This is a genomic window from Massilia atriviolacea, from assembly GCF_003953935.1.
Taxonomy (GTDB): Bacteria; Pseudomonadota; Gammaproteobacteria; order Burkholderiales; family Burkholderiaceae_D; genus Telluria_A; species Telluria_A atriviolacea.
In genome coordinates, this window is sequence record NZ_RXLQ01000004.1 from 1 (window position 1) to 24,941 (window position 24,941).

Consider the following 24,941-nt stretch of genomic DNA (forward strand, 5'->3'; position numbering starts at 1 on the left):
GATCAAACTCTTCAGTTCAATCTCTGTTTAATGTCCTTGCGGACAGATCGCTCACTCAAAATACTGACAGGCCACTTCTTGCGAAGCGCCTATATTTCTTTTTTGTGAACATTTGATAATTTAAGTATTCAAGAACCGAAGTTCTTGGCACCTTCATCAAACGCCCACACTTATCGACTGTTAATTGTTAAAGAACTTGTTCGGTACTGCTTCTGCCGTTTGCTACGAAGCGTTGTGTTCGTTGCAGCAGAGAGGTGAGATTATGCAGCGTTTCGCGTTTCTCGTCAACCCCTTCTTTTTACATCGCTTCTTTCGAAGCGCCCCTGATCTGTCTTGCAACTACTTGATTTCGCTACCGTTTCAGCGGGGAGGCGAACTATAGCAAAGGCCCCTGGATTCGACAAGGTGCCTTTTGCTTTTTACTGCGGTTTTTTGCCGGGCATTGCCTAAATTTTGCCGATCTGGCGGTCGATCGCCTTGAGCGCCCGTTCGTTACGCTCGCTGTAGCGGTCGGTCAGATAATCGGAACGCCCGCGCATCAGCAGCGTCATCTTATAAAGCTCTTCCATGACGTCGACCACGCGGTCGTAGTAGGCCGAGGGTCGCATGCGGCCTTCCTCATCGAATTCCTTATAGGCCATCGGCACCGACGATTGGTTGGGAATGGTGAACATGCGCATCCAGCGCCCCAGCAGGCGCAAGGTGTTGACCACATTGAACGACTGCGAACCGCCGCACACCTGCATCACGGCCAGGGTGCGCCCCTGGCTGGGGCGGGTGGCGCCCTGTTCCAGCGGAATCCAGTCGATCTGGTTCTTCATCACCGCCGTCACCGCGCCGTGGCGCTCGGGACTGCACCAGACCTGGCCTTCGGACCACATCGACAGGGCGCGCAACTCCAGCACCTTGGGGTGGTCTTCCGGCACGCTGCCGGCCATGGGCAACGTCATCGGGTCGAAAATCTTCACTTCCGCGCCAAAATGCTCGAGGATGCGCGCCGCTTCCTGCGTGAGAAAGCGGCTGAACGAGCGTTCGCGCAAGGAGCCGTACAGCATCAGGATGCGTGGCGGATGGTTCAGCTCGCCGGCGGGCATCAGTTGTTCGAGCGAAGGCATGCCAAGCTGCTGGGCATTAATGTTGGGCAGGCCGGGAATCTTATCCATGCTGCACCCGCTTTCCGTCGGCGTCGATCACGCGTTCGCCATCTTCCTTGGTAAACGCGCCGCGCTGCGGCTCGCCCAGGATGTCGAGCACCAGTTCAGAGGGGCGGCACAGGCGCACGCCGAGCGGGGTCGACACGAAGGGCCGGTTGATCAGGATCGGATGGGCCAGCATGGCGTCGAGCAGCTGGCCGTCGCCGATCGACGGCGCATCGAGGCCCAGCTCGGCATAGGGCGTCCCTTTCTGGCGGATTGCCTCCCTGACCTGCAGGCCGCTGGCGGCGATCAGGCCGGCCAGGGTGGCGCGGTCGGGCGGCTGCGTCAGGTACTCGATGACGAGCGGCTCGATGCCGGCATTACGGATCAGTGCCAGCGTATTGCGCGAGGTGCCGCAATCGGGGTTGTGGTAAATCGTCACGGACATCAGGTTCTCCAATTATGAAAGGCGCAGCGCGAGCGCGGCCAGGGTAAGCAGCAGCACCGGGAGGGTGAGGACGATTCCGACGCGGAAATAATAGCCCCACGAAATCCGGATGTCTTTGCTGGATAAAACGTGCAGCCAGAGCAAGGTGGCCAGGCTGCCGATCGGGGTGATCTTCGGTCCCAGGTCGCTGCCGATGATGTTGGCGTACACCATCGCTTCGCGCACCACGCCGCTGCTGGCGGTCGCGTCGATCGAGAGGGCGCCGATCAGCACGGTCGGCATATTGTTCATGATCGATGACAGGAAGGCGGTGGTCAAGCCGGTGCCGATCGCCGCCCCCCAGACGCCATGGCTGGCAAACTGGTTCAACAGTGCCGTCAGGTAGCTGGTCAGGCCGGCATTGCGCAGCCCGTAGACGACCAGGTACATTCCGAGCGAGAACACCACCACCTGCCACGGCGCGTTGCCGATCACCTCGCGCGTGGACATCTTGTGGCCGCGCGCGGCAACGACCAGCAGCAGCAGGGCGCCGGCGGCGGCCACCGCGCTGATCGGCACGCCGAGCTGTTCGAGCCAGAAGAAACCTGCCAACAGCAGGCCCAGCACCCACCAGCCGGTGATGAAGGTGGCGCGGTCGTGGATGGCGTCGTCGGGGCGCTTCAATTGCGCCAAGTCGTAGTCGGCCGGGATGTCCTTGCGGAAGAACCAGATCAGTACGCCCAAGGTGGCCGCCACCGAGACCAGGTTGACCGGCACCATCACGGCGGCGTAGCGCGCGAAGCCGATGCCGAAGTAATCGGCCGAGACGATGTTGACCAGGTTCGACACCACCAGCGGCAGGCTGGCCGTGTCGGCGATGAAGCCGGCCGCCATGACGTACGCCAGCGTGGCCTTGGGCGGAAAGCGCAGCGCGCGCAGCATGGCGATGACGATCGGGGTCAGGATCAGCGCGGCGCCATCGTTGGCGAAGAGGGCGGCGACAGCGGCGCCGAGCAGCACGAGCAGGATGAACAGGCGCTTGCCGTTACCCTTGCCCCAGCGCGCCACATGCAATGCGGCCCACTCGAAGAAGCCGGCTTTGTCCAGCAACAGGCTGATGATGATGACGGCAACAAACGTGCCGGTGGCGTTCCAGACGATGTGCCAGACCACGGGAATGTCCGCCAGCTCGATGACGCCGGCCAGCAGCGCGACGACGGCGCCGGCCGCGGCGCTCCACCCGATGCCGAGGCCGCGCGGCTGCCAGATCACGAAGACGAGGGTGACGAGGAAAATCAGGAAGGCGGCAAACACGGGAACTCCTTGAACGGGAATGCGGGACAAAAGGGGCCTGCCGGCCTCCGGGGACGACATTGGCGACGCTATATATAGAAGGCAGGTGGCGGCGCAGCCACCCGGCCGCTCAGGCGCTCAGCGTGCCGATGCGGTCGAGTTCCGCCTTGAATGCGGCCTTGTCGCCGCGCAGCGCGTCGAGCGGCAAGGCCAGGAAAGCCTCGATCCGTGCGCGGAGGAGGGCGTAGGTTTCTTCGAACGCTGCCTCGATCTCTTCTTCGGTGCCGATGACGTGGCCGGGGTCGTCGACGCCCCAGTGCGTGCGCAGCACGGGACCAAGGTAAGCCGGGCAGGTTTCGCCGGCGGCGCTGGCGCACACGGTGACCACGATGTCGGGCGTGAGCGGCAGGTCGTCCCAGGATTTGCTGAAGTAGCCCTCGGTGGCAATGCCTTTGCGGTGGAGCAGGGCGACGGCGCGAGGATGCAGCTGACCGGCCGGCTTGCTGCCGGCGCTGATCGCCTTCAGGCCGTCGGGCGCGAGGTGATTGAAGGTCGCTTCGGAGAGGACCGAACGGCAGGAGTTACCGGTGCACAGGAATAGAACGTTCATGAGGGATCCAGTTTGTGTCAGTGAGCCGGCGCTAGACGTGCGTCGCCGCCGCTTCCGGCGTACAGCTCACGCCGCATGGCAAGCCGCTGCAGCAGTTTTCGGTCAAGAACGCCAGCAGGGCGTTCATCGTGTCGAACCGGGCCGTATAAACGATGAAGCGGCCCTCCTGGCGCGGGGTAATCAGATTGGCGAGGGTCAATTCCTTCAGATGGAAGGAGAGCGAAGACGCCGGCAAGCCGAGGGCTTCGGCGATCTTGCTTGCTACCATGCCGCACTCAGGGCCGGCCTGGACCAGCAGGCGGAACACCGCCAGGCGCGAGTCCTGAGCCAGCGCCGCAAGGGCGTCGAGAGCGTGTTTCGTATCCATAGGTCTCCTGGCGGAAGCGATCAAGTTCGATTCATTTCCATTTTACTGGAATTATGGAATTAGTACACGTGCTTCCACTGCTTTTTCGTCCCGTCGCACGGTCTATGTAGCGGTGCGGTCGCGTTGCCGCTCGAGCACCGGAGTTGCTGTGCAGGATCTGGCTCTGCTACAGACCATATTCCCAAATAAACAATCCATGTTGCCAGGTCACGGCACACATGAGCTTCTGCAAGGTTGGTCCGTTTGCATCGAACTTGATTGTTCGTCACATCAGCTGTTGCCTGCAAGAGCAGTCTGAGACAACATCCCGCCTAGCAATACCAATCTACGCAGATTTCAAAAAAGAAAGTATGGGACACCCGCGCGCTCTGCATCGGAGCAAAATTGGCTAGAGCCGTTCGATTAGATGCCACTCGATTTGGTAGCCCATTAAGCCAATTCGATCCGCTGCTGTGCCCGCTCAATATTGTCACTTAGTATGGCTCGTTGAGCCCAGGATGTCGGTCGAACACATTGTTGATCGCGTCGGACAGCTCAAGCCCCTCTTTAATACCATTGGCCAAGGTGATAAGCGCGTTGGCAGCGAGATCATGAGCAACTGCGGCAGTGAATAGACGATGCGCCGCCAGACGAATCGGCTCGGCATCAATTGAGAGCTCTCCCTCATCGAACGTTGGGTCAGGAAACATAGCCATAACCTCGGTACCTGGGGTCGTCTCATCTATAGAGAATATTTCGGTAAACAAATTGCCCAGAGTACCCGCACCTTGCCAATTAGGCCTCTCCCAGTCTTCAAGCGGTTTTGCCTCTCCTTTCTCAACTTTTTCCAAATGGCGTCTCAGTTTTCCAGGAATGGTCGCGGAAGCTTTGGTCTTGTTTGAGTAACTGCGTGCAGCCAGAACGAGTGCCTCTCGCACGACCCTCCAAATTACATTCCAAACTTTTGTCACGCTGTATTTTTGTAAGGCGAGCCTCACCGAACTGAAAAATTCTTCACGCGTATCGTAACCCACAGACATTCCGTGATACTCACACTGATTGTCTAGATATGCGATGCATTCAGATGCGGCGTAATCGAGCCAAAGCTCGCGAAGCGCAGCGTTATCTTTTAACTCCATGTTGCGGAGCAGTCCTAAAACCTCCTCATTTGACAAAACCGGGTCTGGTACCAGTTTGTAGACCACCTTTTTTGGATAGTACGAAAGGTGGCCATCCTGGAACTCATACGCATCTGAACTAGTCAGCGAAGGATGGTCGACGATTACTTGGGCGCCGCGTAGCTTCTGAATAAAATGCCCAACATGCCCTGGGACGAGAGCCGCGCACTCACTTTCGCGGAATGTACCTTTAGCCAATCGTGGATTTATGGCTTGATCAAGTGCCATCAGGAGCAGCACGATGTCGGCTGGCAGGTTTGCATATTCAGTTCTGATGCGGCTACGTCGCTCACCCAGGGTGGTGAGAAACTTAGAGAGGTCGTTCGACGCTTGCTGTCGTTGCGCTTGTGAAAGAGCTCGCTCGGCTTCAATGCAGGCAGTACACTTGAATCGCATGACTCCAGCTTTGCGCTTGACGTGACTGCGATTAGTGACCACCTCGAAATTGCCGCACTTTGGACATTGTTGATTTGGGTCCGTGGCCGTGACGATAGTACGCATATGCGCACTCAACTGCGCCGTTATCGTGAGTCCGCGAAACGGCAATAAGGCAGCAACGTTTTCCTTGTATTTTCCTTCGCCATCCATCGCCCAGTATCGCTGGGCCAACAAGATTTCTTCGGGATCGGTGGTGTTGAACGTAAGGTTAACCATAAAGCAACGCATGAGAAAAGCGCTGAGTCTAGCACGTTGCATTGAGACGCAAGCCCGGAGGTTTCCGTCGATTCATTCAGTTTGCAGTTACGCTGTCGCGACAAATTCAGATCCGGATATGAATGATCGTGCGGCCGTGCCTGGGGTAACCTGAGTTCCGTTTAAGCGTAAAGCCAGTACCGACATGTACGTCAGCGCGCTTGGTCGGTAGGCCACGCAGAACCACTACAATTAAGGCTCGTTCAACAGTGGCAATAGCGAGTTTGTCGTCGTTGCGAATCCACCAAGCGGCTATCTGTATGTCAGCCTGTACGGCCAATCGGCATTCGCCGCTGCCCAGGTGAAGCGTGTGTCTAATTAGAGTTCGATATCTCAGAAGACGGCGGTACGCTTATTCCGCTTTCTGTTGAACCATGTGGCGCCCTGGTGGCGCCACATCTTCTTTCAAGCGTGACTGCAGGGAACTCTTCAACGGGGCGATAGGCCAGAGCCGCGTGATTGTGCCACCAACTGACCGTCGTGGCACAATGCTCCAACACAAGGGCCGGCCTACTTCGCGCTTTCCATGGATTCCACTGTGTCGAAAATATGCGCCAGCGCGCCTTCCATGGCGCCGGCGGTAGCGTCGCCGCTCTGGTTGGTGATGATGAACACCCCAAGCTGATATTTAGGAACGACGTAGGCGTAGCTTTGCGCGCGCGGAACGCCGCCATGGTGTACATAATGCGTGCCCAACTGGCGATTGGTCCCGATATTCCAGAAATAGCCAATGCTGAAGTCGTCCTGAAAGCGTACCAGCGGTTTGTGCGATTCGATGACGGCGGGATTGGCGCCCAATTGCAGGCGCAGGTACTTCGTCATATCCGGCATCGTCGACTTCAGGTTGCCGGCCGCCCCCCAAGGCAATTGTGGCATCGGTGTTGTCATGACGGGATTGTCGCTGTGATAGCCGGGCGCTAGCCGGCTGGTTTCCTTGGCTGTCATTTTCAGCTTGGTATCTTGCATGCCCGCTTCGCGCGCCACGAATTGCGTGAGCAGGATGTCATAGGGCATTCCGTAGATTTTTTCGAGAACGTGCGCAATGAGTTCGGTACCGGCGCTTGAATATGCGTAGTCCTTACCAAGCGGACCGTTGATGCTGACTGTGTGCAAGTCCTGCCAAAATTGCTGTTGTCCGTAACCGGCGTAGGCTGCATTGAGCTTTGCCGGCGTGGCGTGTGCAGTAAAATCCTTCAATACGGTGTTCACCTGCAATGGCAGCATGCCCGGCATATTGCTGGTATGCGTGATCAAATGGCGCAAGCGAACTGGCTGCCCCTGCGACTGCAGGTTCGGATAGGCAGCCGCCAGGTACTTTTGTATGGGATCGTCGAGTGCGGCCTTCCCATCAAGCACAGCGTTCGCCAGTAGCAGGCCAGCAAACGTTTTGCTCACTGAGCCGATTTCATACAGCGTCGTATCGTTGGGCGGATTGGCTTTGCCGGTCTCCAGCTCACCTTGATGCAGAATGAATTCCTTGCCGCGATAAACGACAGCAATCGAGGTCGCGTGTAAAAATTTCGATTGCAGCAGGGTGGTCGCGGTCTGGCTCATTGCCGCAGGAATGTCATGCGCAGGCGCTGTGGCTGCGGGCTTGCACGCTGCCAGAACAAGTATCAGTCCAGTTATGATTGCGGTGAATTTGGTCATCATGCGCACCATCCAGGGGGGAGGGCATTCTCGCACAATGGGTTCAGCGTTGACAGAAAAAAGATCAGTCGTATGGTTTTTTCAGATAGGGAATGGCCATGCTTGATAAAACAAAACGCCACCCGGCGGTGGCGTTCTGTTTTTGTTCCTGGTGGCCGGGGAGAAATCGAACCACCGACTATATTTGCAAGAAACAGTCGCTCTATGGAAGCGACTGAAACCGTACCGTTACGGAGCACAATTCATAGTCGGAGCATATTAGTTCTCCGATCAACTTGCTCCAGTCAGGGCGCCGCAACAGGTTTTTACTCCACCGTCACCGACTTCGCCAGATTACGCGGCTTGTCCACATCCGTCCCCTTGGCCAGCGCGGTGTGATACGCCAGCAACTGCAAGGCCACCACGTGCAGGATCGGCGACAGCAGGCCGTAGTGTTCCGGCAAACGAATCACGTGCAAGCCATCGCCCGAGGTGATGCGCGAATCGACGTCGGCGAACACGTACAGCTGGCCGCCACGGGCACGCACTTCCTGCATGTTCGATTTCAGCTTTTCCAGCAGCGCATCGTTCGGAGCAATCGTGACCACCGGCATTTCATCGGTCACCAGCGCCAGCGGGCCGTGCTTGAGCTCACCGGCCGGATACGCTTCGGCGTGGATGTAGGAAATTTCCTTGAGCTTGAGCGCGCCTTCCAGGGCGATCGGATAGTGCATGCCGCGGCCCAGGAATAGCGCGTTGTCCTTGCGCGCAAAGTCGTCGGCCCAGGCGATGATCTGCGGTTCCAGCGCCAGCACCGAGGCGATCGCCACCGGCAGGTGACGCATTTCTTTCAGGTAGGTCGCTTCTTCCTCGTCGCTCAGGCGGCCGTTGACTTGCGCCAGGGTCAGGGTCAGCAGGAACAGCGCGGCCAGCTGGGTGGTGAAGGCCTTGGTCGATGCCACGCCCACTTCCACGCCGGCGCGGGTGATGTACGACAGGGCGCATTCGCGCACCATGGCGCTGGTGGCCACGTTGCAGATGGTCAAGGTGTGCACCATGCCCAGGCTGCGCGCATGCTTGAGCGCGGCCAGGGTGTCGGCCGTTTCGCCGCTCTGCGAAATCGTCACCACCAGGGTGTTCGGATGCGGCACGCTGTCGCGGTAGCGGTATTCGCTGGCGATCTCGACCTGCACCGGGACCTTGGCCACCGATTCCATCCAGTACTTGGCGGTCAGGCCCGAGTAGTAGCTGGTGCCGCAGGCAAGAATCAGCACGCGGTCGATCTGCTTGAACACCTTGAACGCCTCGTCGCCGAACAGTTCCGGCATGATGCCGGTGACGCCTTCGAGCGTGTCGCCGATGACGCGCGGCTGCTCGAAGATTTCTTTCTGCATGTAGTGGCGGTAAGGACCGAGCTCGGCGGCGCCGGTGTGGGCGTACACGGTTTTCACTTCGCGCTGGGCCGGCTTGCCGTCGACGTCGACGATCCAGACTTTCGACAGTTGCAGGTCGACCACGTCGCCTTCTTCCAGGTAGATGATCTGGTCGGTGGTGCCGGCCAGCGCCATGGCGTCGGAGGCGACGAAGTTCTCGCCCTGGCCGACGCCGACGATCAGCGGCGAACCCTGGCGCGCGGCAACCACGCGGTGCGGTTCTTCGCGGCTGAACACGGCGATCGCGTAGGCGCCGTGCAGGCGCTTGACGGCCAGCTGGACCGTCTCGAACAGGTCGCCGCTGTACATATGGTCGACCAGGTGGGCGATGACTTCGGTATCGGTCTGGCTCTGGAACACATAGCCGAGGCCAGTCAGTTCGGCGCGCAGTTCGTCGTGGTTTTCGATGATGCCGTTGTGGACCAGGGCGATGCGGGCGTTCTCTTCGGTCGGCGAAAAATGCGGGTGCGCATTGTGCGATGCCGGCGCGCCGTGCGTGGCCCAGCGGGTGTGGGCGATGCCGGTAAAGCCTTGCAGGCCGACGGTGTTAATCTGGGTTTCGAGGTCGGTCACGCGCGAGGTGCTGCGCGAACGCTGCAGCTTGCCGTCGACGTGCAGCGCGACGCCGCACGAGTCGTAGCCGCGGTACTCAAGGCGCTTCAGGCCCTCGACCAGGATGGGAGTGATGTTGCGTTGTGCTACTGCTCCGACGATACCGCACATGATGACCTCGATGTAAGAAATTGGTGAATGCGCAGATCGTAGTTGAGCCAGCATGAAATATGCTTTCTAATTTATACTCATATTGATGTAATATTTCATCAATCAACATGCATGAATTAATATTTCATTCAGTAGTCAAATCCTTTTCGAAACACTCATTCCATGCTTGCCAACGAACTCGACGACGTCGACCGCCGCATCCTGAATATCCTCCAGCTTGACGCATCGCACACCAATGCGGAGCTGGCCGAGCTGGTGCACGTATCGCCGCCGACCTGCCTGCGCCGGGTCAAGTACATGAACGAAGGCGGCATCATCGAGCGCCAGGTGGCGATCGTGTCGCCCGAGAAGGTGGGCGCGCGCCTGACCGCCATCGTCGAAATCACGCTCGATGTGCAGGCCGCCGAGCGCATGGCCGAGTTCGAACAGCACGTGGCGGCCGAAGCGGCCGTGCTGCAATGCTACCGGGTCGCCCCCGGCCCCGATTTCGTGCTCATCGTGCAAGTGGCCGACATGCCGGCCTACCACGCGCTGGCGCACCGCCTGTTTGCCACGCGCACCAATGTGCGCAACGTCAAAGCCTATTTCTCCACCTTCCGCAGCAAGTTCGAAACCCGCATCGCCGTCTGATTATTGCCGTTGAGCAATCTCAACGGCGGCCCGCCCGAATCAGGTTCTACTGCTCAATGCCGCGCGCGTCTTCCTCGCGCGCACCGACAAGGCGGGAGGTGGGCCGATGGATGCGATTCTGGAACATGACGGGCCGACGCCCCCTGCGCCCAAGCCGTGCGGCGACCTGGTGCGCCTGACGCGGGTGCACAAGTATTACGGCGGCGGCCTGTCCGGCGTGCACGCGCTCGACGGCATCGATCTCCAGGTGGGAGAAGCCGAAATGGTGGTCATTTGCGGCCCCTCGGGCAGCGGCAAGACCACGCTGCTGAACCTGATCGGCATGCTCGACCACGCAACCGAAGGCAGCATCGTGATCGCCAAGCTGCTCATTGCGCGCCTGCCGGAACAGGCGCGCGCCGACCTGCGCAATGAAATGATGGGCTTCGTGTTCCAGTCGTTCACCCTGATTCCGGTGCTCACCGCGCGCGAAAACGTGCTGCTGCCGCTGATGCTGCGCGAATCGCTCTCGCCCAAGGCCCTGCGCGCCGCCCATGCGCGCGCCGCCGACCTGCTCAACCAGCTCGGCCTGGCCACCCATGCCGATACCTATCCGGCGCGCCTCGACCCCAGCCAGAGCCAGCGCGTGGCGATCGCGCGGGCGCTGATGGCCAGGCCGCGCCTGGTGCTGGCCGACGAACCGACCTCGCGCCTGGACAGCGCCAGCATCCGCCTGGTGATGGACCTGTTCGTGCAGCAGCAGAACGAGCACGGCACCAGCTTCATCGTCGCCACGCGCGACCAGCGCCAGCTGGACCGCAGCACGCGTACCCTGCAGCTGCACGAAGGACGCCTGCACGTCGCGCTGGGCGATCCGGAGCGCCAGCCCTTCCGGGTCCAGTTATGAGCCCCTACCGGCTGGCCTTGCGCACCCTGCTGCTGGGACGCCCGCGCGGCGTGCTGGCGACCCTGCTGATCGCGGCCAGCCTGTGCGTGCTCGACCTGTTTGCGGGCAGCATCGCCGGCACGCGCGCCGGGATCGAATACCAGGCAGTCGTACTGCAGCGCATGGGGCACCTGACCGTCCTGCCGGGGCCGGCATCGGGCGCAGCGCGCCAGGGCCGGCGCTTCAGTGCGGATGAAGCGGCGCGGGTGCGCGCCGTGCTGGCCGGCTTCCGGGGAATCGCGCTGGTGCTGCCGCAAATCAGCGTGTCCGGGATCGCCTCCACCGGCCAAGGTTCGGCCACGTTTGCGGGGACCGGGATCGATCTACCGGACGCGCCGGCGGGTGCGCTGCTGCAGGCGGCTCCCGGCAAGCTGCAGGCCGGTAGCGGCAATGGCGTTGCCGTCAGCCAGGACAAGGCCGGCGTACTGGCCTTGCGCGTCGGCAGCGCGCTGACGCTCACGGCGGCCGTGCCGGACGCGGCGCCCAGGCAGGTCGTGACGCAGGTGGTCGATGTGTATGCGGCGGGCGCGGGCGAGGAGCAGGCGCAGCCGCTGCTGATGCCGCTGGCGCTGGCGCAGGATTTGCTCGATACCGATGCGACAGGGCGTTTTGTGGTATTCCTGTCCGACCCGGCCATGATGGAACAGCGGCGCGGGGTGCTGGCGGCGGCGCTGCGTACGGCGGGCGTGGGCGCCGAGGTGCGCACCTGGCAGGAATTGTCGCCGGCCTACCTGCGCGCGCGCAGCGCGTCCGACCTGGCGTTCGACAGCATCGCGGGCATGGTGTTTGCCGTGATTGCGGCAAGCATCGCCGCCACCATGTCGATCAATGCGCTGGAACGGCGGCGCGAGCTGGCCACCTTGCGCGCACTGGGGATGCGCAGCCATTCGGTGTTCCTGATGCTGGTGACGGAAGCGCTGGGCATGGCGGTGACGGGCGTGGCGGCCAGCCTGGTCGCGAGCGGCGTGATCGCGTGGGTGATCAACCGGGTGACGCTGGCGGACGAAGCGATGCCGGGATCGATGCCGGTCGAACTCGATGTGAACCGGATGGCGATGGCCGTGATGGCCGTGCTGGCGGTGGCACTGATGGCGGCTTTAGTGCCGGCCTTCAAGGCGGCGAGGGCGCATGTGGCCTCGGGGCTGGGGGCGTGAGCGCATCGGTCGTCTCCGGGCCGTCGCTGACGCTAAATCCATCGCTAACGCTAAAACCGTCTCTCCCGCCTGCGCGGGAGAGACAGTTTCATGGCTCGTATCCAAAACAGGCCCGCTCCAGCGAAGGAGGTATAACTTACTTCTTCACCTTCACTGGCCGCGACCAGTTGTCGATCGTCATCTGCCGGGTGCGCGAAATGGTCAGCTTGCCGGCCGGCGCGTCTTTCGACAGGGTCGTCCCCGCGCCCAGGGTCGCGCCCTTGCCGACCGTCACCGGCGCAATCAGCTGGCTGTCGCTGCCGATAAACGCATCGTCCTCGATCACGGTACGGAACTTGTTAGCGCCGTCGTAATTGCAGGTGATCGTGCCCGCGCCGATGTTCACGCGCGAACCGACCGTCGCATCGCCCACATACGCCAGGTGATTGGCCTTGCTGTGCGCGGCAATCTGGCTGTTCTTGATCTCGACAAAGTTACCGATATGGACGTCTTCAGCCAGCTCGGTGCCCGGACGCAGGCGCGCATACGGTCCGATGACCGACTTGGCGCCCACCACCGCGTCTTCGATATGACAGAACGGCTTGATATTGGTTCCCGCCGCGATGCGCGCGTCGACCAGCACACTGTGCGCGCCCACGCTCACGCCGTCGCCCAGTTCCACGCGGCCTTCGAACACGCAGCCGACATCGATGGTCACATCGCGTCCGCAGATCAGTTCGCCACGCACGTCGATGCGGGCCGGGTCGAGCAGGGTCACGCCTTTTTCCAGCAGCGCATTGGCAATATTGAGCTGGTGACGACGCTCCAGCTCGGCCAACTGCACCTTGCTGTTCACGCCCGCCACTTCCCACTCGGCCGCCGGATTGGCCGATACCACCGGCACGCCGTCGGTCACGGCCTGGGCCACGATATCGGTCAGGTAATACTCCCCCTGGGCGTTATTGTTCGACAGCGCGCCGAGCCACTTTTTCAGGTGGCGGGTCGGGGCGACCATGATGCCGCTGTTGATTTCGCAGATGGCGCGCTCGGCTTCGTTGGCGTCTTTCTCCTCGACGATGCGGGTAATCGTGCCGCCTTCGCGCACGATGCGGCCCAGGCCGAAGGGATTGGCCTGCACCACGGTCAGGATGCCGAGCTTGTCGGTGCCGGCGGCGTCCACCAGGCGCTGCAGCGAGGCCACGGCGGTCAGCGGCACGTCGCCGTACAGGATCAGGGTCGGGACGCTCTCATCGAGCTGCGGCACGGCCTGGCTGACCGCGTGGCCGGTGCCCAGCTGCGGTTCTTGCAGCGCGGTATCGATGGCGCCGTGGCCCGTGCCGTCCTGGCGTTTCAGCATCTCCGGCACCGCTGCGCCGCCGTGCCCGTAAATAACGCATAATTTGCTCGGTGCAAGTGCCCTTGCCGTATCGATCACATGCTGCAGGAGGGGTTTGCCCGCCAGCGGGTGCAGCACTTTCGGCAGCGCAGACTGCATACGCTTTCCCATTCCAGCGGCAAGAATCACTACGTTCATAAGCGTTCGTTCAAAAAGAGTTAATAAATGAAAAAGTTTAACACGCAGGAACCACTTTCCCAGCGCTTTCGCGTTCTTTGCCTGGTGGCAATGATGGCCGTGCTGACAGCCTGCAGCGGCATCAAACTGGCCTACAACCAGGGCGATACCTTGCTGTACTGGTGGCTGGACGCCTACGTGGACCTCGATTCGGAGCAGGCGCCGGAGGTCAAGCAAGACATCAAGGAGCTGTTCAAGTGGCACCGCCAGACCCAGCTGAAGGATTACGTCCACATTCTTAGCACGGCCCAGCGCCAGCTCGCGGGCAATCTGAGCAAGGCCGACCTGGAGGCCGATTACCGCGAGATCCTGTCGCGCACGGACTTGCTGGCGCAAAAGGCCGTGCCGGAACTGACCGACCTGGCGCTCGCCATCAAGCCCGAGCAGCTGGCCCACATCGAAAAGAAGTTCGACAAGAACAATGAAACCTTCCGCAAGAAGTTCATCCGCGGCAGCGTCGACGATTTGCAGGAGAAACGTTTCAAGAAGTCGATGGAGCAGTTCGACCTGTGGTTCGGCGGCTTCAGCAAGGAGCAGGAAGTACTGCTGCGCAAGGCATCGGACGCGCGTCCGCTCAACAACCAGCTCTGGCTCGACGAGCGCATCCGGCGCCAGCAAAAGATCATGGCCGTGCTGCGCAAGATCGACAGGGAGAACCTGGGCAAGGAGGCGGCCACTCCGCTGGTGCAGGGCCTGGTCAAGGATTTGCTGCTGCGCATGCAAGGCTCCGAGCACAAGCAGTTCTTCGATGCCTACACCGATGGCACCATGCAGATGATCTTGACGGCCGTAAAGATCGCCACGCCGGAGCAGAAAGCCCATGCGCAGAAACGCATGCAGGGCTGGATCAACGACTTCAACACCCTCGCTGCGGAAACAAGGTAAGCGACGCAGCAGCATCCCCGCGCCCGCCGTCCGGCGGGTGCGCAAGTTCTTCCCGGCTCCCCGCAACAGCGCAGACCCCCGTGATATAGTGCGCCGGATCAGCAATCCGCCATTCGTCTCCATGCAAAAGAAACCCGCCAAAGTCCCGGTGCACCGTCCACCGCCGCCAAAACAAGTCCGCATCATCGGCGGCGCCTGGAAGCGCTCGACGCTGCCGGTGCTCGACGCGCTGGGCTTGCGTCCCACCCCGGACCGGGTGCGCGAGACGGTGTTTAACTGGATCAACCACTTGTGGGACGGCAACTGGGCAAGTGCCGATTGCCTCGACCTGTTCGCCGGCAGCGGTGCGCTCGGCTTCGAAGCGGCCAGCCGCGGCGCCCGCTCGGTCACCATGGTCGACAACCACACGCCCGTGGTGCGCCAGCTCGGCGATGTCAAGCTCAAGCTCAAGGCCGACAACGTCCAGGTCGCGCGCGGCGAAGCTCTTGCCACCGCGCAAAACATGGCCTTGCGCGGCCAGCGTTACCAGCTAGTCTTCCTCGATCCGCCTTACCAACAAACCTTGCTTGAGCGCAGTCTTCCGCTCTGCAAAAACCTGCTTGCCGATGACGGCCTGGTGTATGCCGAATCCGGCGCGCCGCTGCCGTTCGCGCCGGAAGACGGCAGCCCGGTGCCCGACTGGCTCGCGCCATGGGAAGCGGTGCGTAATGACAAGGCAGGCATCGTTTTCTATTACCTGCTCCAGCTGCGCAAAACGGCAGCGTAAACACCATTCGGCGGCGCTTTGTTCGGTCCGGATCGACGGCGCCCGACCGCAGTCCCGGGACCGCGCATAAATTTCAGGCATAATGCGCGTTCTATATTGGTGCATCTCTAGGGAGCCGCAATGGTTGTAGCCGTTTATCCAGGAACCTTTGACCCGCTCACGCGCGGCCATGAGGATTTGGTGCGCCGCGCGTCCGGGTTGTTCGACAGCCTGATCGTGGGCGTGGCCGACAGCAAGAACAAACGCCCGTTTTTCTCGCTGGACGAGCGCCTGGAAATTGCCAACGAGGTACTGGGCCATTATCCGAACGTGCGGGTCGAGAGTTTTTCGGGCTTGCTCAAGGACTTCGTGCGCAAGCATGACGCGCGCGTCATCGTGCGCGGCCTGCGCGCCGTGTCCGACTTCGAATACGAGTTCCAGATGGCCGGCATGAACCGCTACCTGCTGCCGGACGTCGAAACCCTGTTCCTGACGCCATCCGACCAGTACCAGTTCATCTCCGGCACCATCGTGCGCGAGATCGCCATGCTGGGCGGCGATGTATCGAAATTCGTGTTTCCCTCGGTCGACCGCTGGCTCCAGAAGAAAATCGCCACCCTGGCGCCGCCTTCCGAATAAAAAGCTGAGCAATCATGGCCTTACTGATTACCGACGACTGCATCAACTGCGACGTGTGCGAGCCCGAGTGCCCCAACGACGCCATTTACATGGGTGCCGAGATCTACGAGATCGACCCGAACAAATGCACCGAATGCGTCGGCCACTTCGATGAACCGCAATGCCAGCAGGTGTGCCCGGTCAGCTGCATCCCGTTCAACCCGGCCTGGCGCGAAACGCCGGAACAGTTGCGCGCCAAATACGAGCGCCTGACCGCCGGCAAGGATACACCGGCCACGCCCGGCAACTGAGGCAAGTCGCCCCGCGCGCCGGAACCTCAGCCGTCATTCCCGCGCAGGGGGCATGACAGCGGCAGGGCTGACATGGCCGCGCCATGGTTTCAACTGGCTTGACCCGCTGCCCAGTTGTCTTATCAACTTACAAAGTCATGTGCCTTTAGAGCCACACTTTTGTTCTAAAATCATCAAGCAGCCGTTCAAAAATGCCCGCGCGGCAATTTTTTTGTAAAATTTGATGGTATATTTGCCTAGTTACTTAGCACGTCACCATTAAATTTTCCTCGCAGCGCATTTCGCAGCACGTTCTCGGCCTTACAAAAGTCTATAATACCGCCGCGTAAATACGATGGCGGCATTGGCCATGTCGTCCGCCGGGCGTGCTGCCGCGTTGAAGGACAAGGCGGGACAGCCTTTCGATAACAGCGCCGGCAAACCGCAGGCCGGCGCCAATGCTTTTTATGCGGAACAAAAATAGTTAAACCCACTGGAGACACCATGATCGCAATGAACAGTTTTCGTTTCAAAGGCTTGCTGGCAGGATTTGTCCTCGCTTGCGCCTTCGGCCAGGGTGCCTCCGCGGCGGAGATCAGCGGCGTCAAGCTCGACGATTCCGTCAAGGTCGGCGGCAAGGAACTCAAGCTCAACGGCTTCGGCATGCGCCAGAAATTCGTCGCCAAGGTGTATGTGACCTCCCTGTACCTGCCGGAAAAAAGCACGTCCCTGCCTGACATCATGAAGATGGACGGCCCGCGCCGGGTCGCCCTGGTGCTCATGCGCGACCTGACCTCGGACGACTTCGGCGACGCCTTCATGAATGGCCTGAACAAGAATCTCGACAACAAGGAAAAGGCCAGGATCGTCACGCAGATCAGCAAGTTCGGCGAAATGTTCGCCTTGCTGCAAGTGCTGAAAAAAGGCGACGTCCTGCACCTGGACTGGATTCCCGGCGTCGGCACCCAGTGCGAGTTCAACGGCAAGAAAATCGGCGAAGTGGTGCCCGATATCGAGTTCTACAACGCGATCCTGCGCATCTGGATGGGCGAACACCCGGTCGATACGCACCTGAAAACAGCTCTGCTCTCCGGAAAGTAAGATCGTCGGACAATAAAAAAGCGGCGCCGGGAGTCATCCGGGCGCCGCTTTTTTCATGGCCGCTCGCGCAGCCCCGACGTCATCAGGAACGGGCCGCCAGCGCGCGCAGTTCGGCAGTCTGGCTGGCGTTGCCGGACGAGGAATTCGTCATCCGGTGCAACAGCTTGGCATTGCGCATATTGCGTTGCGCCGCGATCTGCTCCTTGCTCATGCGCGGTTTGACGACCAGCACCAGCGCGCGGAAGATACCGACCAGCAAAGGCTTGAAGAACAGGGCGACAGCGGCGATCGCCAGCACCAGGCCCACGCTGCGCACCAGCGGCATCAGCGAAAGCACGGCAGCGCCGGCGGTTTGAAGCAGAGTAGACATGATATGGAAATCGCAGGATCAGTTGTTATGCGTCAACTATAGTGCAACGCAACATATAAATCCAATTCCAATATCCAATACCGATTATATCAATGGTGAATGGAATGCGGTATGATAGCTATTCGCTAACTCTTTTCGATCATCATGAGCTTCCTGACCCTGGATTTGAACCTGCTGCGCGTCTTCGACGCGGTGATGACCGAGCAAAACCTGACGCGCGCGGCCGGCCACCTGGCGATGACGCAGCCGGCGGTGTCGAACGCGATCAAGCGCTTGCGCGAGAGCCTGGGCGACGAATTGCTGATCCGCACGGCGTACGGCGTCAAGCCGACCCCGCGCGCGGAACTGCTGTGGCCGGCGGTGCGCCAGGCGCTGGCCGGGCTGGAAGCGGCGGTGACGCCGGAAACCTTCGACGTGTCCAAGGCGCATGCGACCTTCCGGATGGCGATGGCGGACGCCACGGCGGCTTTCTGGCTGCCGTCGCTGATGCGCTCGATCGAGAGCGAGGCGCCGGGCGTGAACGTGCGCATGGTGCCGCTGACCACGCGCGAGCCGCGTCCGATGTTGCTGCGCGGCGACATCGACCTGGCGGTGGGCTTCTTCCCTGGCGTGGCGGCGCAGTTGTCGAGCGACACCAGTTCGCCGATCCGCCATGAGCGCCTGTATTCCGGACATTATGTGTGCGTGATGCGCAAGAACCATCCGCTGGCCAAGGTCGAGCTGGGGATGGACAATTATTGCGCGGCGAATCACTTGCTGGTGAGTTTTTCCGGACGCGCGCATGGCCTGGTCGACGAAGCGCTGGCGCAGCTGGGGCGCGAACGGCGCATTCTGCTGACCGTGAACCAGTTCTTCACGGCCGGGCGGGTAGTGGCCAATTCGGATCTGATTACCGTGCTGCCGAAGCATTTGATTGCCTCGACCGGGATGACCGATGCGCTGGTGTGGCGCGAATTGCCCTTCAGTTTGCCGGCGGTGCACCTGGACATGCTCTGGCACGAACGCGACGCCCGCAGCCCGGCGCACAAATGGCTGCGCAAGCATCTGGAAGGGATGAACACGACGACTTTGCGGGCGGTGGCCAATAGCGATTGAGCCCCCGTCGTTCCCGCGAAGGCGCGCGAAGGCGGGAACGACGGATAGAAAACCAGCGATTGCCTTAGAAGCTACTTGGCCGCCGACCGGTACCCGACCCTGAACCCGCCCCAGTGCTTCCCGTCGACATAAATCGGCGCCGACAGGTCGTGCATCACTTCTCCCGTATCGCGCTTGTACGTCTGCAGCAAGAACGCCTTGGTATTCGCGCCGCAGCGCGAACCGGTGCGGTCGTTGAAAATCCGCTTGGTGCGGTTGTTCACGATATCCACATCGTAATTCCCGGTCAGCGGCTGCGAAAACTTCTTGTTATGCGTCGGGAAATAGCCATTGTTATCCACCGCCCCCGCATACGCCAGTTGCGGCATGCGGGCCAATAAGCCTTCCTGCAAGGCCGGCAGCACCTTGTCGGTAAAGCCATCGAAGCGCGTCGTGTGCTTGGGCGGATCGGTATCCGGAATCGGCTGGTAACGGCGGTCGAACAGCGCTTCGCGCGTGATCTGCCCCGATTTGATCGCCGCGCTGAATAATTTCCCCACCTCGTCCGCGGCCTGCTGGGCCGCGATCCGGATCGCATCGTGCGCCGTCACCAGCGACGATTCGCCCATGGCGCCGGCAATCGATTCGGCCTTTTCGGCCAGCGCTATCGCCGAACCGGCGGCGCGCGGCAGTTCGGCATTGGTGGAGAGCATGCTGTCGCGGATCTCCGACAAGGCCCCGGTGATCCCGCGCGTGGTCTGCACATGGGTTTGCGCAGCGTCGGCAATCTGCCCGATTTCCGTTTCCGACACACTCGACGAGCGTTCGATATTGCCCAGGAAACCGTGCACCCGCTCCACATTGCCGGCGGCGTCGCTGACCACGCCGGCCAGGGAGGCCATGCCGACGCTGGCGCTTGCCGCCTGCTCATTAATTGCACGCACCATCGTGCTGATTTCACCGGCGGCCTCGCGCGTGCGATGCGCCAGCTGCCGCACTTCGCCGGCCACGACGGCAAAGCCGCGCCCGTGCTCGCCGGCGCGCGCCGCTTCGATGGCGGCGTTGAGCGCCAGCAAATTGGTGCGGGCGGAAATTTCGGTGATGACGTCGGTAAAGCCGGTGATGGCCCTGGACTTTTCCTGCAGCGCGCTCATGGTGCTGGCGGCCTGCTGGGCGTCGACGCGGGCGCTGCTGATGCGCTGCAGCCCTTCGGCCACCTCGGCCCGCCCGGCCACGCTTTCGCTGCGCACGGCGGCCGCCACTTTGGCGGCGCGCCCGGCGTTGACGGCAATCTGCTCGGTGGTGCGCGCCACGTCTTCGGCGCTGGCGACGATGCCGATGGCGGTCTGCACATCTTTTTCGATCTTTTTCTTGACCGAATCGACGAAATACGAGGTCTCGGCCGCGCCGATCATGATGTCGTCGATGGAATGGCCGACAACGCCGATGAACTTCGCGCTATCGTCGCCATCGCCCTTGTTTTGCAGGAGGAGGAAGATGCCGACGCTGACCACGCCGGAGACGGCGGCGGCGATGACCGGCCCCACAGCCGGCCCGGCGGCAAGGCCGATCAGGTACACCACAAGAACACCGCCGGCGGCAGCGCCGCAACAGGCGAGCACGCGCCGCCCTGTGCTGGATTGAAGTTGCTTCATGAGTCCCCTTGGCCAGTCGAATCGCCAGGAAATCCTCAATGCGGATCCGTTCCCTGCTATTCGTACGTCATAACGTACAGCATAAGCAGGGCAAGCTCAACGGATTTGTATCCAAACTAAAACATTTCCACCGAGTGCTTATTTGATCGGCAGTTTGGTGGTATTTTTCACTTCTTCCATGACGGCGTAGGTATGGGTTTCGCGCACGCCTTTCTGGAGCAGGGTTTTGCCGAGGAATTCGCGGTAGGCGGCCATGTCCTTGACGCGGGCCTTGACCAGGTAGTCGAAACCGCCGGCGACCATGTGGCATTCGAGCACTTCGGGGATGAGCTGCACGCTGTTCTTGAAGGCGTCGAAGACTTCCGGCGTGGTGCGGTCGAGCACGACCTCGATGAAGACGAGCAGGGAAACGTCGAGCAACTGGGGATTGAGCTGGGCCGTATAGCCCATGATGTAGCCGGATTCGTGCAATTTGCGCACGCGCTCAAGGCAGGCGGCAGGCGACAGGTTCACGCGGGCCGCGAGCTCGACATTGCTAATCCGGCCGTCGCTCTGGAGTTCCGACAGAATTTTCTTGCTAATCTTGTCCAGCATGGAGATCTCCGCAATAAATTTTATTTGGTGAAATTGTCTCACCAAAAACTATCTATTGCTAGTCTTCTGTAATACCAGAATTAATCCAGAAGAATTCACTCTACAATCGAATCATCTTTTCGCGCACGCCGCAACATCGTTTCCTTAACGGAAAGCCTTGTTGACCGTGCGCGAATTCGTCAATGTCGATTCGTTCAATCCAAGTAAAGAGTTCTCAATGCAAACTGCCGCTGCTTCGGCCACTTCGTTCGTTCCCTTCTCCGCGCTGCTGGCTGAAATCAAGCCCGAGCAGACGCCCTTGCGTGCCGCCATCACCGCCGCTTACCGGCGCGACGAAGCCGAGGCCGTCGCCTGGCTGCTGGGGCAGGGCAACAAAGCCCATCCGGACGCGCACGCGCTGGCGCACAAGCTGGTCTCGGCCGTGCGCGAAAAACGCACGCGTTCCTCCGGCGTGGATGCGCTGATGCATGAATTCTCGCTGTCTTCGGAAGAAGGTGTCGCACTGATGTGTTTGGCCGAAGCCTTGCTGCGCATCCCCGACAGCCAGACCGCCGACCGCCTGATCGCCGACAAGATCAGCAAGGGCGACTGGCGCAAGCACCTGGGCGAATCGCCTTCGCTGTTCGTCAACGCCGCGACCTGGGGTTTGCTGATTACCGGCAAGCTGGTCAGCACCAGCAGCGAAACCGGGCTCGGCTCGGCGCTGACCAAGCTGATCGGCAAAGGCGGCGAACCGCTGATCCGCAAGGGCGTGGACCTGGCGATGCGCATGCTGGGCAACCAGTTCGTGACAGGCCAGACCATCGGCGAAGCGATCAAGAACAGCCGCGACAACGAGCAGCGCGGCTACCGCTATTCCTACGACATGCTGGGCGAAGCGGCCCTGACCGAAGCGGACGCGAAGAACTATTACGCCTCCTACGAAACGGCGATCCATGCGATCGGCAAGGCATCGAACGGGCGCGGCATCAAGGATGGCCCGGGCATTTCGGTCAAGCTGTCGGCCCTGCACCCGCGCTACAGCCGCGCCCAGCACGCCCGCATGATGGGCGAACTGCTGCCGCGCGTGAAAAGCCTGGTGTTGCTGGCCAAGCAGTACAACATCGGCATCAATATCGATGCGGAAGAAGCGGACCGCCTGGAAATTTCGCTCGACATGATGGAAGCGATGGCCTTCGACCCGGAACTGGCCGGTTTCGAGGGCATCGGCTTCGTGGTGCAGGCTTACCAGAAACGCTGCCCGTTCGTGATCGATTACCTGATCGACCTGGCCAAACGCAGCGGCCGCAAATTCATGGTGCGCCTGGTCAAGGGCGCGTATTGGGACGCCGAAATCAAGCGCGCCCAGGTCGACGGCATGCCCGGTTATCCGGTCTATACGCGCAAGGTGTATACCGACGTGTCCTACCTGACCTGCGCCAAAAAACTGTTGAACGCAAGCGGCCTGCTGTATCCGCAATTCGCCACCCATAATGCGCACAGCCTGTCGGTGATCTACACCTGGGCGCAGCAGGACGGCATCCAGGATTATGAATTCCAGTGCCTGCACGGCATGGGCGAAACGCTGTACGACCAGGTGGTCGGCAAAGCCAAGCTGGATAAGCCGTGCCGCATCTATGCGCCGGTCGGCTCGCACGAGACGCTGCTCGCCTACCTGGTGCGGCGCCTGCTGGAAAACGGCGCCAATTCGTCCTTCGTCAACCAGATCGTCGACGAAAAAGTCCGGATCGAATCGCTCATCGCCGACCCGTTCGAGGCGTCGCGCGCGCAGGGCGGAGCGCCGCATCCCGGCATCGCCTTGCCGCTCGCCTTGTTCAATGCGGAACGCAAGAATTCGGCCGGCCTCGACCTGGCCAATGAAGACGTGCTGCGCGATATCGGCAGCGCACTCGCGCAGCCGCGCAATTACCACGCCGCGCCCTTGATCGACGGCCCCGTGGTGGCAGGCAGCCCGGCGCCGGTCCGCAATCCGGCGCTGCACCTCGACGTGGTCGGCAAAGTCAGCGACGCCAGCGCGGCCGATGTGGAAACGGCGCTGCACAGCGCCAGCAATTACGCCATGGACTGGCAAACCACCGCCCCGACAGCGCGTGCGGCGATGCTCGCGCGCGTGGCCGACCTGTTCGAAGAAAACTACCCTGAACTGATGGCGCTGGCGATTCGCGAAGCCGGCAAATCGCTGCCGAACGCGATCGCCGAAATCCGCGAAGCTGTCGATTTCCTGCGCTATTACGCGGCCCAGGTGCACGGCACGGCGCAAGTGCTGGCGCTCGGTCCGGTCACCTGCATCAGCCCGTGGAATTTCCCGCTCGCGATTTTCACCGGCCAGGTGGCGGCGGCGCTTGCCGCCGGCAACGTGGTCCTGGCAAAACCGGCGGAACAAACGCCGCTGATCGCGTATCGCGCGGTGCAGCTGTTCCATGAAGCGGGCATTCCGGCCGCGGCCCTGCAATTCCTGCCGGGCCGCGGCGAAGTCGTCGGCGCCGGATTGACCGCCGATGCGCGCGTCAAAGGCGTGATTTTCACCGGCTCCACCGAAGTGGCGCAATTGATCAACCGCACCCTGGCGGCGCGCTCGGTCAAGGAATCGTGCGACATTGCGCTGATCGCCGAAACCGGCGGCCAGAATGCCCTGATCGTCGATTCCTCGGCCCTGCCGGAACAGGTGGTGCAGGATGTGATGACGTCGGCATTCGATAGCGCCGGCCAGCGTTGCTCGGCCTTGCGCGTGCTGTTCCTGCAGCAGGAAATCGCCGATAAAACCATCAAGATGCTCAAGGGCGCGATGCAGGAATTGCGCGTCGGCGTACCGGATCGCCTGGCGACCGATATCGGCCCCGTGATCGACGCGGAAGCGCAGCAAAACCTGCTCAAACATATCGAACGCCTGAAGTCGACCGCGAAAAACCATTTTGCGCTGGACGTGCCGGCGGCCGTGGCGGCGCAAGGCACCTTCGTGGCGCCGACCGTGCTCGAAATCGGCTCGCTGGCGGAACTGACGCACGAGGTATTCGGTCCGGTGCTGCACATTATTCGCTATCGCCGCGACGATTTGCCCAAGCTGATCGAGTCGATCAACGCCACCGGTTTCGGCCTGACCCTGGGTGTGCATTCGCGCATCGATGAAACCATCGATTTCATCACCTCGCGCGCGCATGTCGGCAATATCTACGTGAACCGCAATATCGTCGGCGCCGTGGTCGGCGTGCAGCCTTTCGGCGGCGAAGGCCAGTCCGGCACCGGCCCGAAGGCGGGCGGTCCGCTCTACATCAAGCGCCTGCAGCGCGCCGCGCCGGCGCTGCTGCAGCACGAGCGCCACGGCAATCCGAGCCTGGACGCCTTGCTGGTGTGGGCCAAGGCCCACGGCCACGAGCACGTGGTTCCCCTGGCCGAAGATTACATGCGCACCACCCTGGCGGGCACGAGCCTGACCCTGCCCGGTCCGACCGGCGAGCGCAATGGCTTGTCGTTTGCCCCGCGCGGCGCCATTTTGTGTGCGGCGGCGACGCCTGGCGTGTTGCTCAATCAACTGGCGGCGTGCCTGGCGACGGGCAACCAGGCGATCGTCCTGGCGCGCGCAAAGGAAGTCATTCCCGAAGGCTTGCCGCCGGAAGTGATGGACCGCATGACGTTTGTGAGCGAAGCGGAGTCGGTGCAATGCCAGTTCCAGATTGCGCTGGTGGAAGCATCGCTGGCAGCCGCATTGTGGCCGGTGTTAGCAAGCCGCCAGGGCGCGATCGTCGGTGTGATCGATACCTCGGAAGAAGGTGCGATTGCGCTGTGGCGCATGGTGGCCGAGCGCGCACTGTGCGTGAATACCACTGCGGCTGGCGGAAACGCAAGCCTGATGACCTTAGGTCTGTAATGATGTAAAAATAAC

At 61.3% G+C, this 24,941-nt stretch carries 22 protein-coding genes; 10 read left to right on the forward strand and 12 right to left on the reverse strand.

Annotation, left to right across the window (positions count from 1 at the left end):
- Window positions 1-446 precede the first annotated feature (446 nt).
- The 8 genes from arsH to glmS all read right to left on the reverse strand — a co-directional run bounded on the left by arsH (window position 447) and on the right by glmS (window position 9,468).
- Window positions 447-1,163 carry an arsenical resistance protein ArsH gene (arsH, locus tag EJB06_RS07965; RefSeq protein WP_126073500.1) on the reverse strand — a complete coding sequence of 239 codons (717 nt, stop codon included), beginning with the start codon at window positions 1,161-1,163 and terminating at the stop codon, window positions 447-449.
- Window positions 1,156-1,584, reverse strand: a complete 429-nt coding sequence (gene arsC / locus EJB06_RS07970) for an arsenate reductase (glutaredoxin) (protein ID WP_126073501.1) — start codon at window positions 1,582-1,584, stop codon at window positions 1,156-1,158. The genes arsH and arsC overlap by 8 nt, the downstream gene beginning before the upstream one ends.
- 12 nt (window positions 1,585-1,596) lie before the next feature.
- Window positions 1,597-2,877, reverse strand: a complete 1,281-nt coding sequence (locus tag EJB06_RS07975; RefSeq protein ID WP_126073502.1) for an arsenic transporter — start codon at window positions 2,875-2,877, stop codon at window positions 1,597-1,599.
- 109 nt (window positions 2,878-2,986) lie between these two features.
- Window positions 2,987-3,466: an arsenate reductase ArsC gene (locus tag EJB06_RS07980; protein WP_126073503.1), complete on the reverse strand. Its 480-nt coding sequence runs from the start codon at window positions 3,464-3,466 to the stop codon at window positions 2,987-2,989.
- A gap of 31 nt (window positions 3,467-3,497) precedes the next feature.
- The gene (locus EJB06_RS07985) at window positions 3,498-3,833 is read right to left on the reverse strand and encodes an ArsR/SmtB family transcription factor (RefSeq protein ID WP_126073504.1); all 336 of its coding nucleotides are present in this window, start codon (window positions 3,831-3,833) and stop codon (window positions 3,498-3,500) included.
- A gap of 473 nt (window positions 3,834-4,306) precedes the next feature.
- Window positions 4,307-5,644, reverse strand: a complete 1,338-nt coding sequence (locus EJB06_RS07990) for a zinc ribbon domain-containing protein (RefSeq protein WP_126073505.1) — start codon at window positions 5,642-5,644, stop codon at window positions 4,307-4,309.
- Window positions 5,645-6,193: 549 nt separating this feature from the next.
- On the reverse strand, window positions 6,194-7,336 hold the full coding sequence (locus EJB06_RS07995; protein WP_198420784.1) for a serine hydrolase domain-containing protein: 1,143 nt from the start codon (window positions 7,334-7,336) through the stop codon (window positions 6,194-6,196).
- Between the two features lie 302 nt (window positions 7,337-7,638).
- The gene (glmS, locus tag EJB06_RS08000; protein WP_126073506.1) at window positions 7,639-9,468 is read right to left on the reverse strand and encodes a glutamine--fructose-6-phosphate transaminase (isomerizing); all 1,830 of its coding nucleotides are present in this window, start codon (window positions 9,466-9,468) and stop codon (window positions 7,639-7,641) included.
- A gap of 162 nt (window positions 9,469-9,630) precedes the next feature.
- Here glmS and EJB06_RS08005 point away from each other — a divergent pair, with 162 nt between their 5' ends.
- The 3 genes from EJB06_RS08005 to EJB06_RS08015 all read left to right on the forward strand — a co-directional run bounded on the left by EJB06_RS08005 (window position 9,631) and on the right by EJB06_RS08015 (window position 12,177).
- On the forward strand, window positions 9,631-10,098 hold the full coding sequence (locus EJB06_RS08005; protein ID WP_126073507.1) for an Lrp/AsnC family transcriptional regulator: 468 nt from the start codon (window positions 9,631-9,633) through the stop codon (window positions 10,096-10,098).
- Between the two features lie 106 nt (window positions 10,099-10,204).
- On the forward strand, window positions 10,205-10,984 hold the full coding sequence (locus EJB06_RS08010) for an ABC transporter ATP-binding protein (RefSeq protein WP_126073508.1): 780 nt from the start codon (window positions 10,205-10,207) through the stop codon (window positions 10,982-10,984).
- On the forward strand, window positions 10,981-12,177 hold the full coding sequence (locus tag EJB06_RS08015) for an ABC transporter permease (protein ID WP_126073509.1): 1,197 nt from the start codon (window positions 10,981-10,983) through the stop codon (window positions 12,175-12,177). Before EJB06_RS08010 ends, EJB06_RS08015 begins: the two co-directional genes overlap by 4 nt.
- A 136-nt stretch (window positions 12,178-12,313) precedes the next feature.
- On the opposite strand, the gene glmU is transcribed toward EJB06_RS08015, so the two are convergent.
- The gene (gene glmU, locus EJB06_RS08020; RefSeq protein WP_126073510.1) at window positions 12,314-13,690 is read right to left on the reverse strand and encodes a bifunctional UDP-N-acetylglucosamine diphosphorylase/glucosamine-1-phosphate N-acetyltransferase GlmU; all 1,377 of its coding nucleotides are present in this window, start codon (window positions 13,688-13,690) and stop codon (window positions 12,314-12,316) included.
- A gap of 27 nt (window positions 13,691-13,717) precedes the next feature.
- Here glmU and EJB06_RS08025 point away from each other — a divergent pair, with 27 nt between their 5' ends.
- The 5 genes from EJB06_RS08025 to EJB06_RS08045 all read left to right on the forward strand — a co-directional run bounded on the left by EJB06_RS08025 (window position 13,718) and on the right by EJB06_RS08045 (window position 17,368).
- On the forward strand, window positions 13,718-14,614 hold the full coding sequence (locus EJB06_RS08025) for a DUF6279 family lipoprotein (protein ID WP_126073511.1): 897 nt from the start codon (window positions 13,718-13,720) through the stop codon (window positions 14,612-14,614).
- Between the two features lie 121 nt (window positions 14,615-14,735).
- Window positions 14,736-15,380 carry a 16S rRNA (guanine(966)-N(2))-methyltransferase RsmD gene (gene rsmD / locus EJB06_RS08030; RefSeq protein WP_126073946.1) on the forward strand — a complete coding sequence of 215 codons (645 nt, stop codon included), beginning with the start codon at window positions 14,736-14,738 and terminating at the stop codon, window positions 15,378-15,380.
- A 120-nt stretch (window positions 15,381-15,500) separates the two neighbouring features.
- Window positions 15,501-15,998, forward strand: a complete 498-nt coding sequence (coaD, locus tag EJB06_RS08035; RefSeq protein ID WP_126073512.1) for a pantetheine-phosphate adenylyltransferase — start codon at window positions 15,501-15,503, stop codon at window positions 15,996-15,998.
- A 14-nt stretch (window positions 15,999-16,012) separates the two neighbouring features.
- Entirely contained in the window at window positions 16,013-16,288 is a 276-nt protein-coding gene (locus EJB06_RS08040; RefSeq protein WP_126073513.1) for a YfhL family 4Fe-4S dicluster ferredoxin, read from the forward strand.
- A 483-nt stretch (window positions 16,289-16,771) separates the two neighbouring features.
- Complete coding sequence (locus tag EJB06_RS08045) at window positions 16,772-17,368, forward strand: chalcone isomerase family protein (RefSeq protein WP_229426977.1); 597 nt, start codon at window positions 16,772-16,774, stop codon at window positions 17,366-17,368.
- Window positions 17,369-17,450: 82 nt separating this feature from the next.
- On the opposite strand, the gene EJB06_RS08050 is transcribed toward EJB06_RS08045, so the two are convergent.
- The gene (locus EJB06_RS08050) at window positions 17,451-17,738 is read right to left on the reverse strand and encodes a hypothetical protein (RefSeq protein ID WP_126073514.1); all 288 of its coding nucleotides are present in this window, start codon (window positions 17,736-17,738) and stop codon (window positions 17,451-17,453) included.
- Window positions 17,739-17,882: 144 nt separating this feature from the next.
- Between EJB06_RS08050 and EJB06_RS08055 the strand changes: the two genes are divergently transcribed.
- A complete protein-coding gene (locus EJB06_RS08055; RefSeq protein WP_126073515.1) occupies window positions 17,883-18,833 on the forward strand; it encodes a LysR family transcriptional regulator in 951 nt (316 codons plus the stop codon).
- Window positions 18,834-18,904: 71 nt separating this feature from the next.
- On the opposite strand, the gene EJB06_RS08060 is transcribed toward EJB06_RS08055, so the two are convergent.
- Window positions 18,905-20,467 carry a methyl-accepting chemotaxis protein gene (locus EJB06_RS08060; protein ID WP_126073516.1) on the reverse strand — a complete coding sequence of 521 codons (1,563 nt, stop codon included), beginning with the start codon at window positions 20,465-20,467 and terminating at the stop codon, window positions 18,905-18,907.
- A 138-nt stretch (window positions 20,468-20,605) separates the two neighbouring features.
- Window positions 20,606-21,061, reverse strand: coding sequence for an Lrp/AsnC ligand binding domain-containing protein (locus EJB06_RS08065; RefSeq protein ID WP_126073517.1), 456 nt, complete (start codon window positions 21,059-21,061; stop codon window positions 20,606-20,608).
- A gap of 217 nt (window positions 21,062-21,278) precedes the next feature.
- On the opposite strand from EJB06_RS08065, the gene putA reads away from it, so the two are divergent.
- Window positions 21,279-24,926 (forward strand): trifunctional transcriptional regulator/proline dehydrogenase/L-glutamate gamma-semialdehyde dehydrogenase, encoded by a 3,648-nt coding sequence (gene putA, locus EJB06_RS08070; RefSeq protein ID WP_126073518.1) that lies wholly within the window; start codon window positions 21,279-21,281, stop codon window positions 24,924-24,926.
- The last annotated feature ends 15 nt before the right edge of the window (window positions 24,927-24,941 follow it).

Bases quoted from the DNA above. Each gene is read 5' to 3' on its own strand.
- arsH (WP_126073500.1), bottom strand. From the start codon at position 1,163: ATGGATAAGATTCCCGGCCTGCCCAACATTAATGCCCAGCAGCTTGGC.
- arsC (WP_126073501.1), bottom strand. From the start codon at position 1,584: ATGTCCGTGACGATTTACCACAACCCCGATTGCGGCACCTCGCGCAAT.
- EJB06_RS07980 (WP_126073503.1), bottom strand. From the start codon at position 3,466: ATGAACGTTCTATTCCTGTGCACCGGTAACTCCTGCCGTTCGGTCCTC.
- EJB06_RS07985 (WP_126073504.1), bottom strand. From the start codon at position 3,833: ATGGATACGAAACACGCTCTCGACGCCCTTGCGGCGCTGGCTCAGGAC.
- EJB06_RS07990 (WP_126073505.1), bottom strand. From the start codon at position 5,644: ATGGTTAACCTTACGTTCAACACCACCGATCCCGAAGAAATCTTGTTG.
- EJB06_RS07995 (WP_198420784.1), bottom strand. From the start codon at position 7,336: ATGATGACCAAATTCACCGCAATCATAACTGGACTGATACTTGTTCTG.
- glmS (WP_126073506.1), bottom strand. From the start codon at position 9,468: ATGTGCGGTATCGTCGGAGCAGTAGCACAACGCAACATCACTCCCATC.
- EJB06_RS08005 (WP_126073507.1), top strand. From the start codon at position 9,631: ATGCTTGCCAACGAACTCGACGACGTCGACCGCCGCATCCTGAATATC.
- EJB06_RS08010 (WP_126073508.1), top strand. From the start codon at position 10,205: ATGGATGCGATTCTGGAACATGACGGGCCGACGCCCCCTGCGCCCAAG.
- EJB06_RS08015 (WP_126073509.1), top strand. From the start codon at position 10,981: ATGAGCCCCTACCGGCTGGCCTTGCGCACCCTGCTGCTGGGACGCCCG.
- glmU (WP_126073510.1), bottom strand. From the start codon at position 13,690: ATGAACGTAGTGATTCTTGCCGCTGGAATGGGAAAGCGTATGCAGTCT.
- EJB06_RS08025 (WP_126073511.1), top strand. From the start codon at position 13,718: ATGAAAAAGTTTAACACGCAGGAACCACTTTCCCAGCGCTTTCGCGTT.
- rsmD (WP_126073946.1), top strand. From the start codon at position 14,736: ATGCAAAAGAAACCCGCCAAAGTCCCGGTGCACCGTCCACCGCCGCCA.
- coaD (WP_126073512.1), top strand. From the start codon at position 15,501: ATGGTTGTAGCCGTTTATCCAGGAACCTTTGACCCGCTCACGCGCGGC.
- EJB06_RS08040 (WP_126073513.1), top strand. From the start codon at position 16,013: ATGGCCTTACTGATTACCGACGACTGCATCAACTGCGACGTGTGCGAG.
- EJB06_RS08045 (WP_229426977.1), top strand. From the start codon at position 16,772: ATGATCGCAATGAACAGTTTTCGTTTCAAAGGCTTGCTGGCAGGATTT.
- EJB06_RS08050 (WP_126073514.1), bottom strand. From the start codon at position 17,738: ATGTCTACTCTGCTTCAAACCGCCGGCGCTGCCGTGCTTTCGCTGATG.
- EJB06_RS08055 (WP_126073515.1), top strand. From the start codon at position 17,883: ATGAGCTTCCTGACCCTGGATTTGAACCTGCTGCGCGTCTTCGACGCG.
- EJB06_RS08060 (WP_126073516.1), bottom strand. From the start codon at position 20,467: ATGAAGCAACTTCAATCCAGCACAGGGCGGCGCGTGCTCGCCTGTTGC.
- EJB06_RS08065 (WP_126073517.1), bottom strand. From the start codon at position 21,061: ATGCTGGACAAGATTAGCAAGAAAATTCTGTCGGAACTCCAGAGCGAC.
- putA (WP_126073518.1), top strand. From the start codon at position 21,279: ATGCAAACTGCCGCTGCTTCGGCCACTTCGTTCGTTCCCTTCTCCGCG.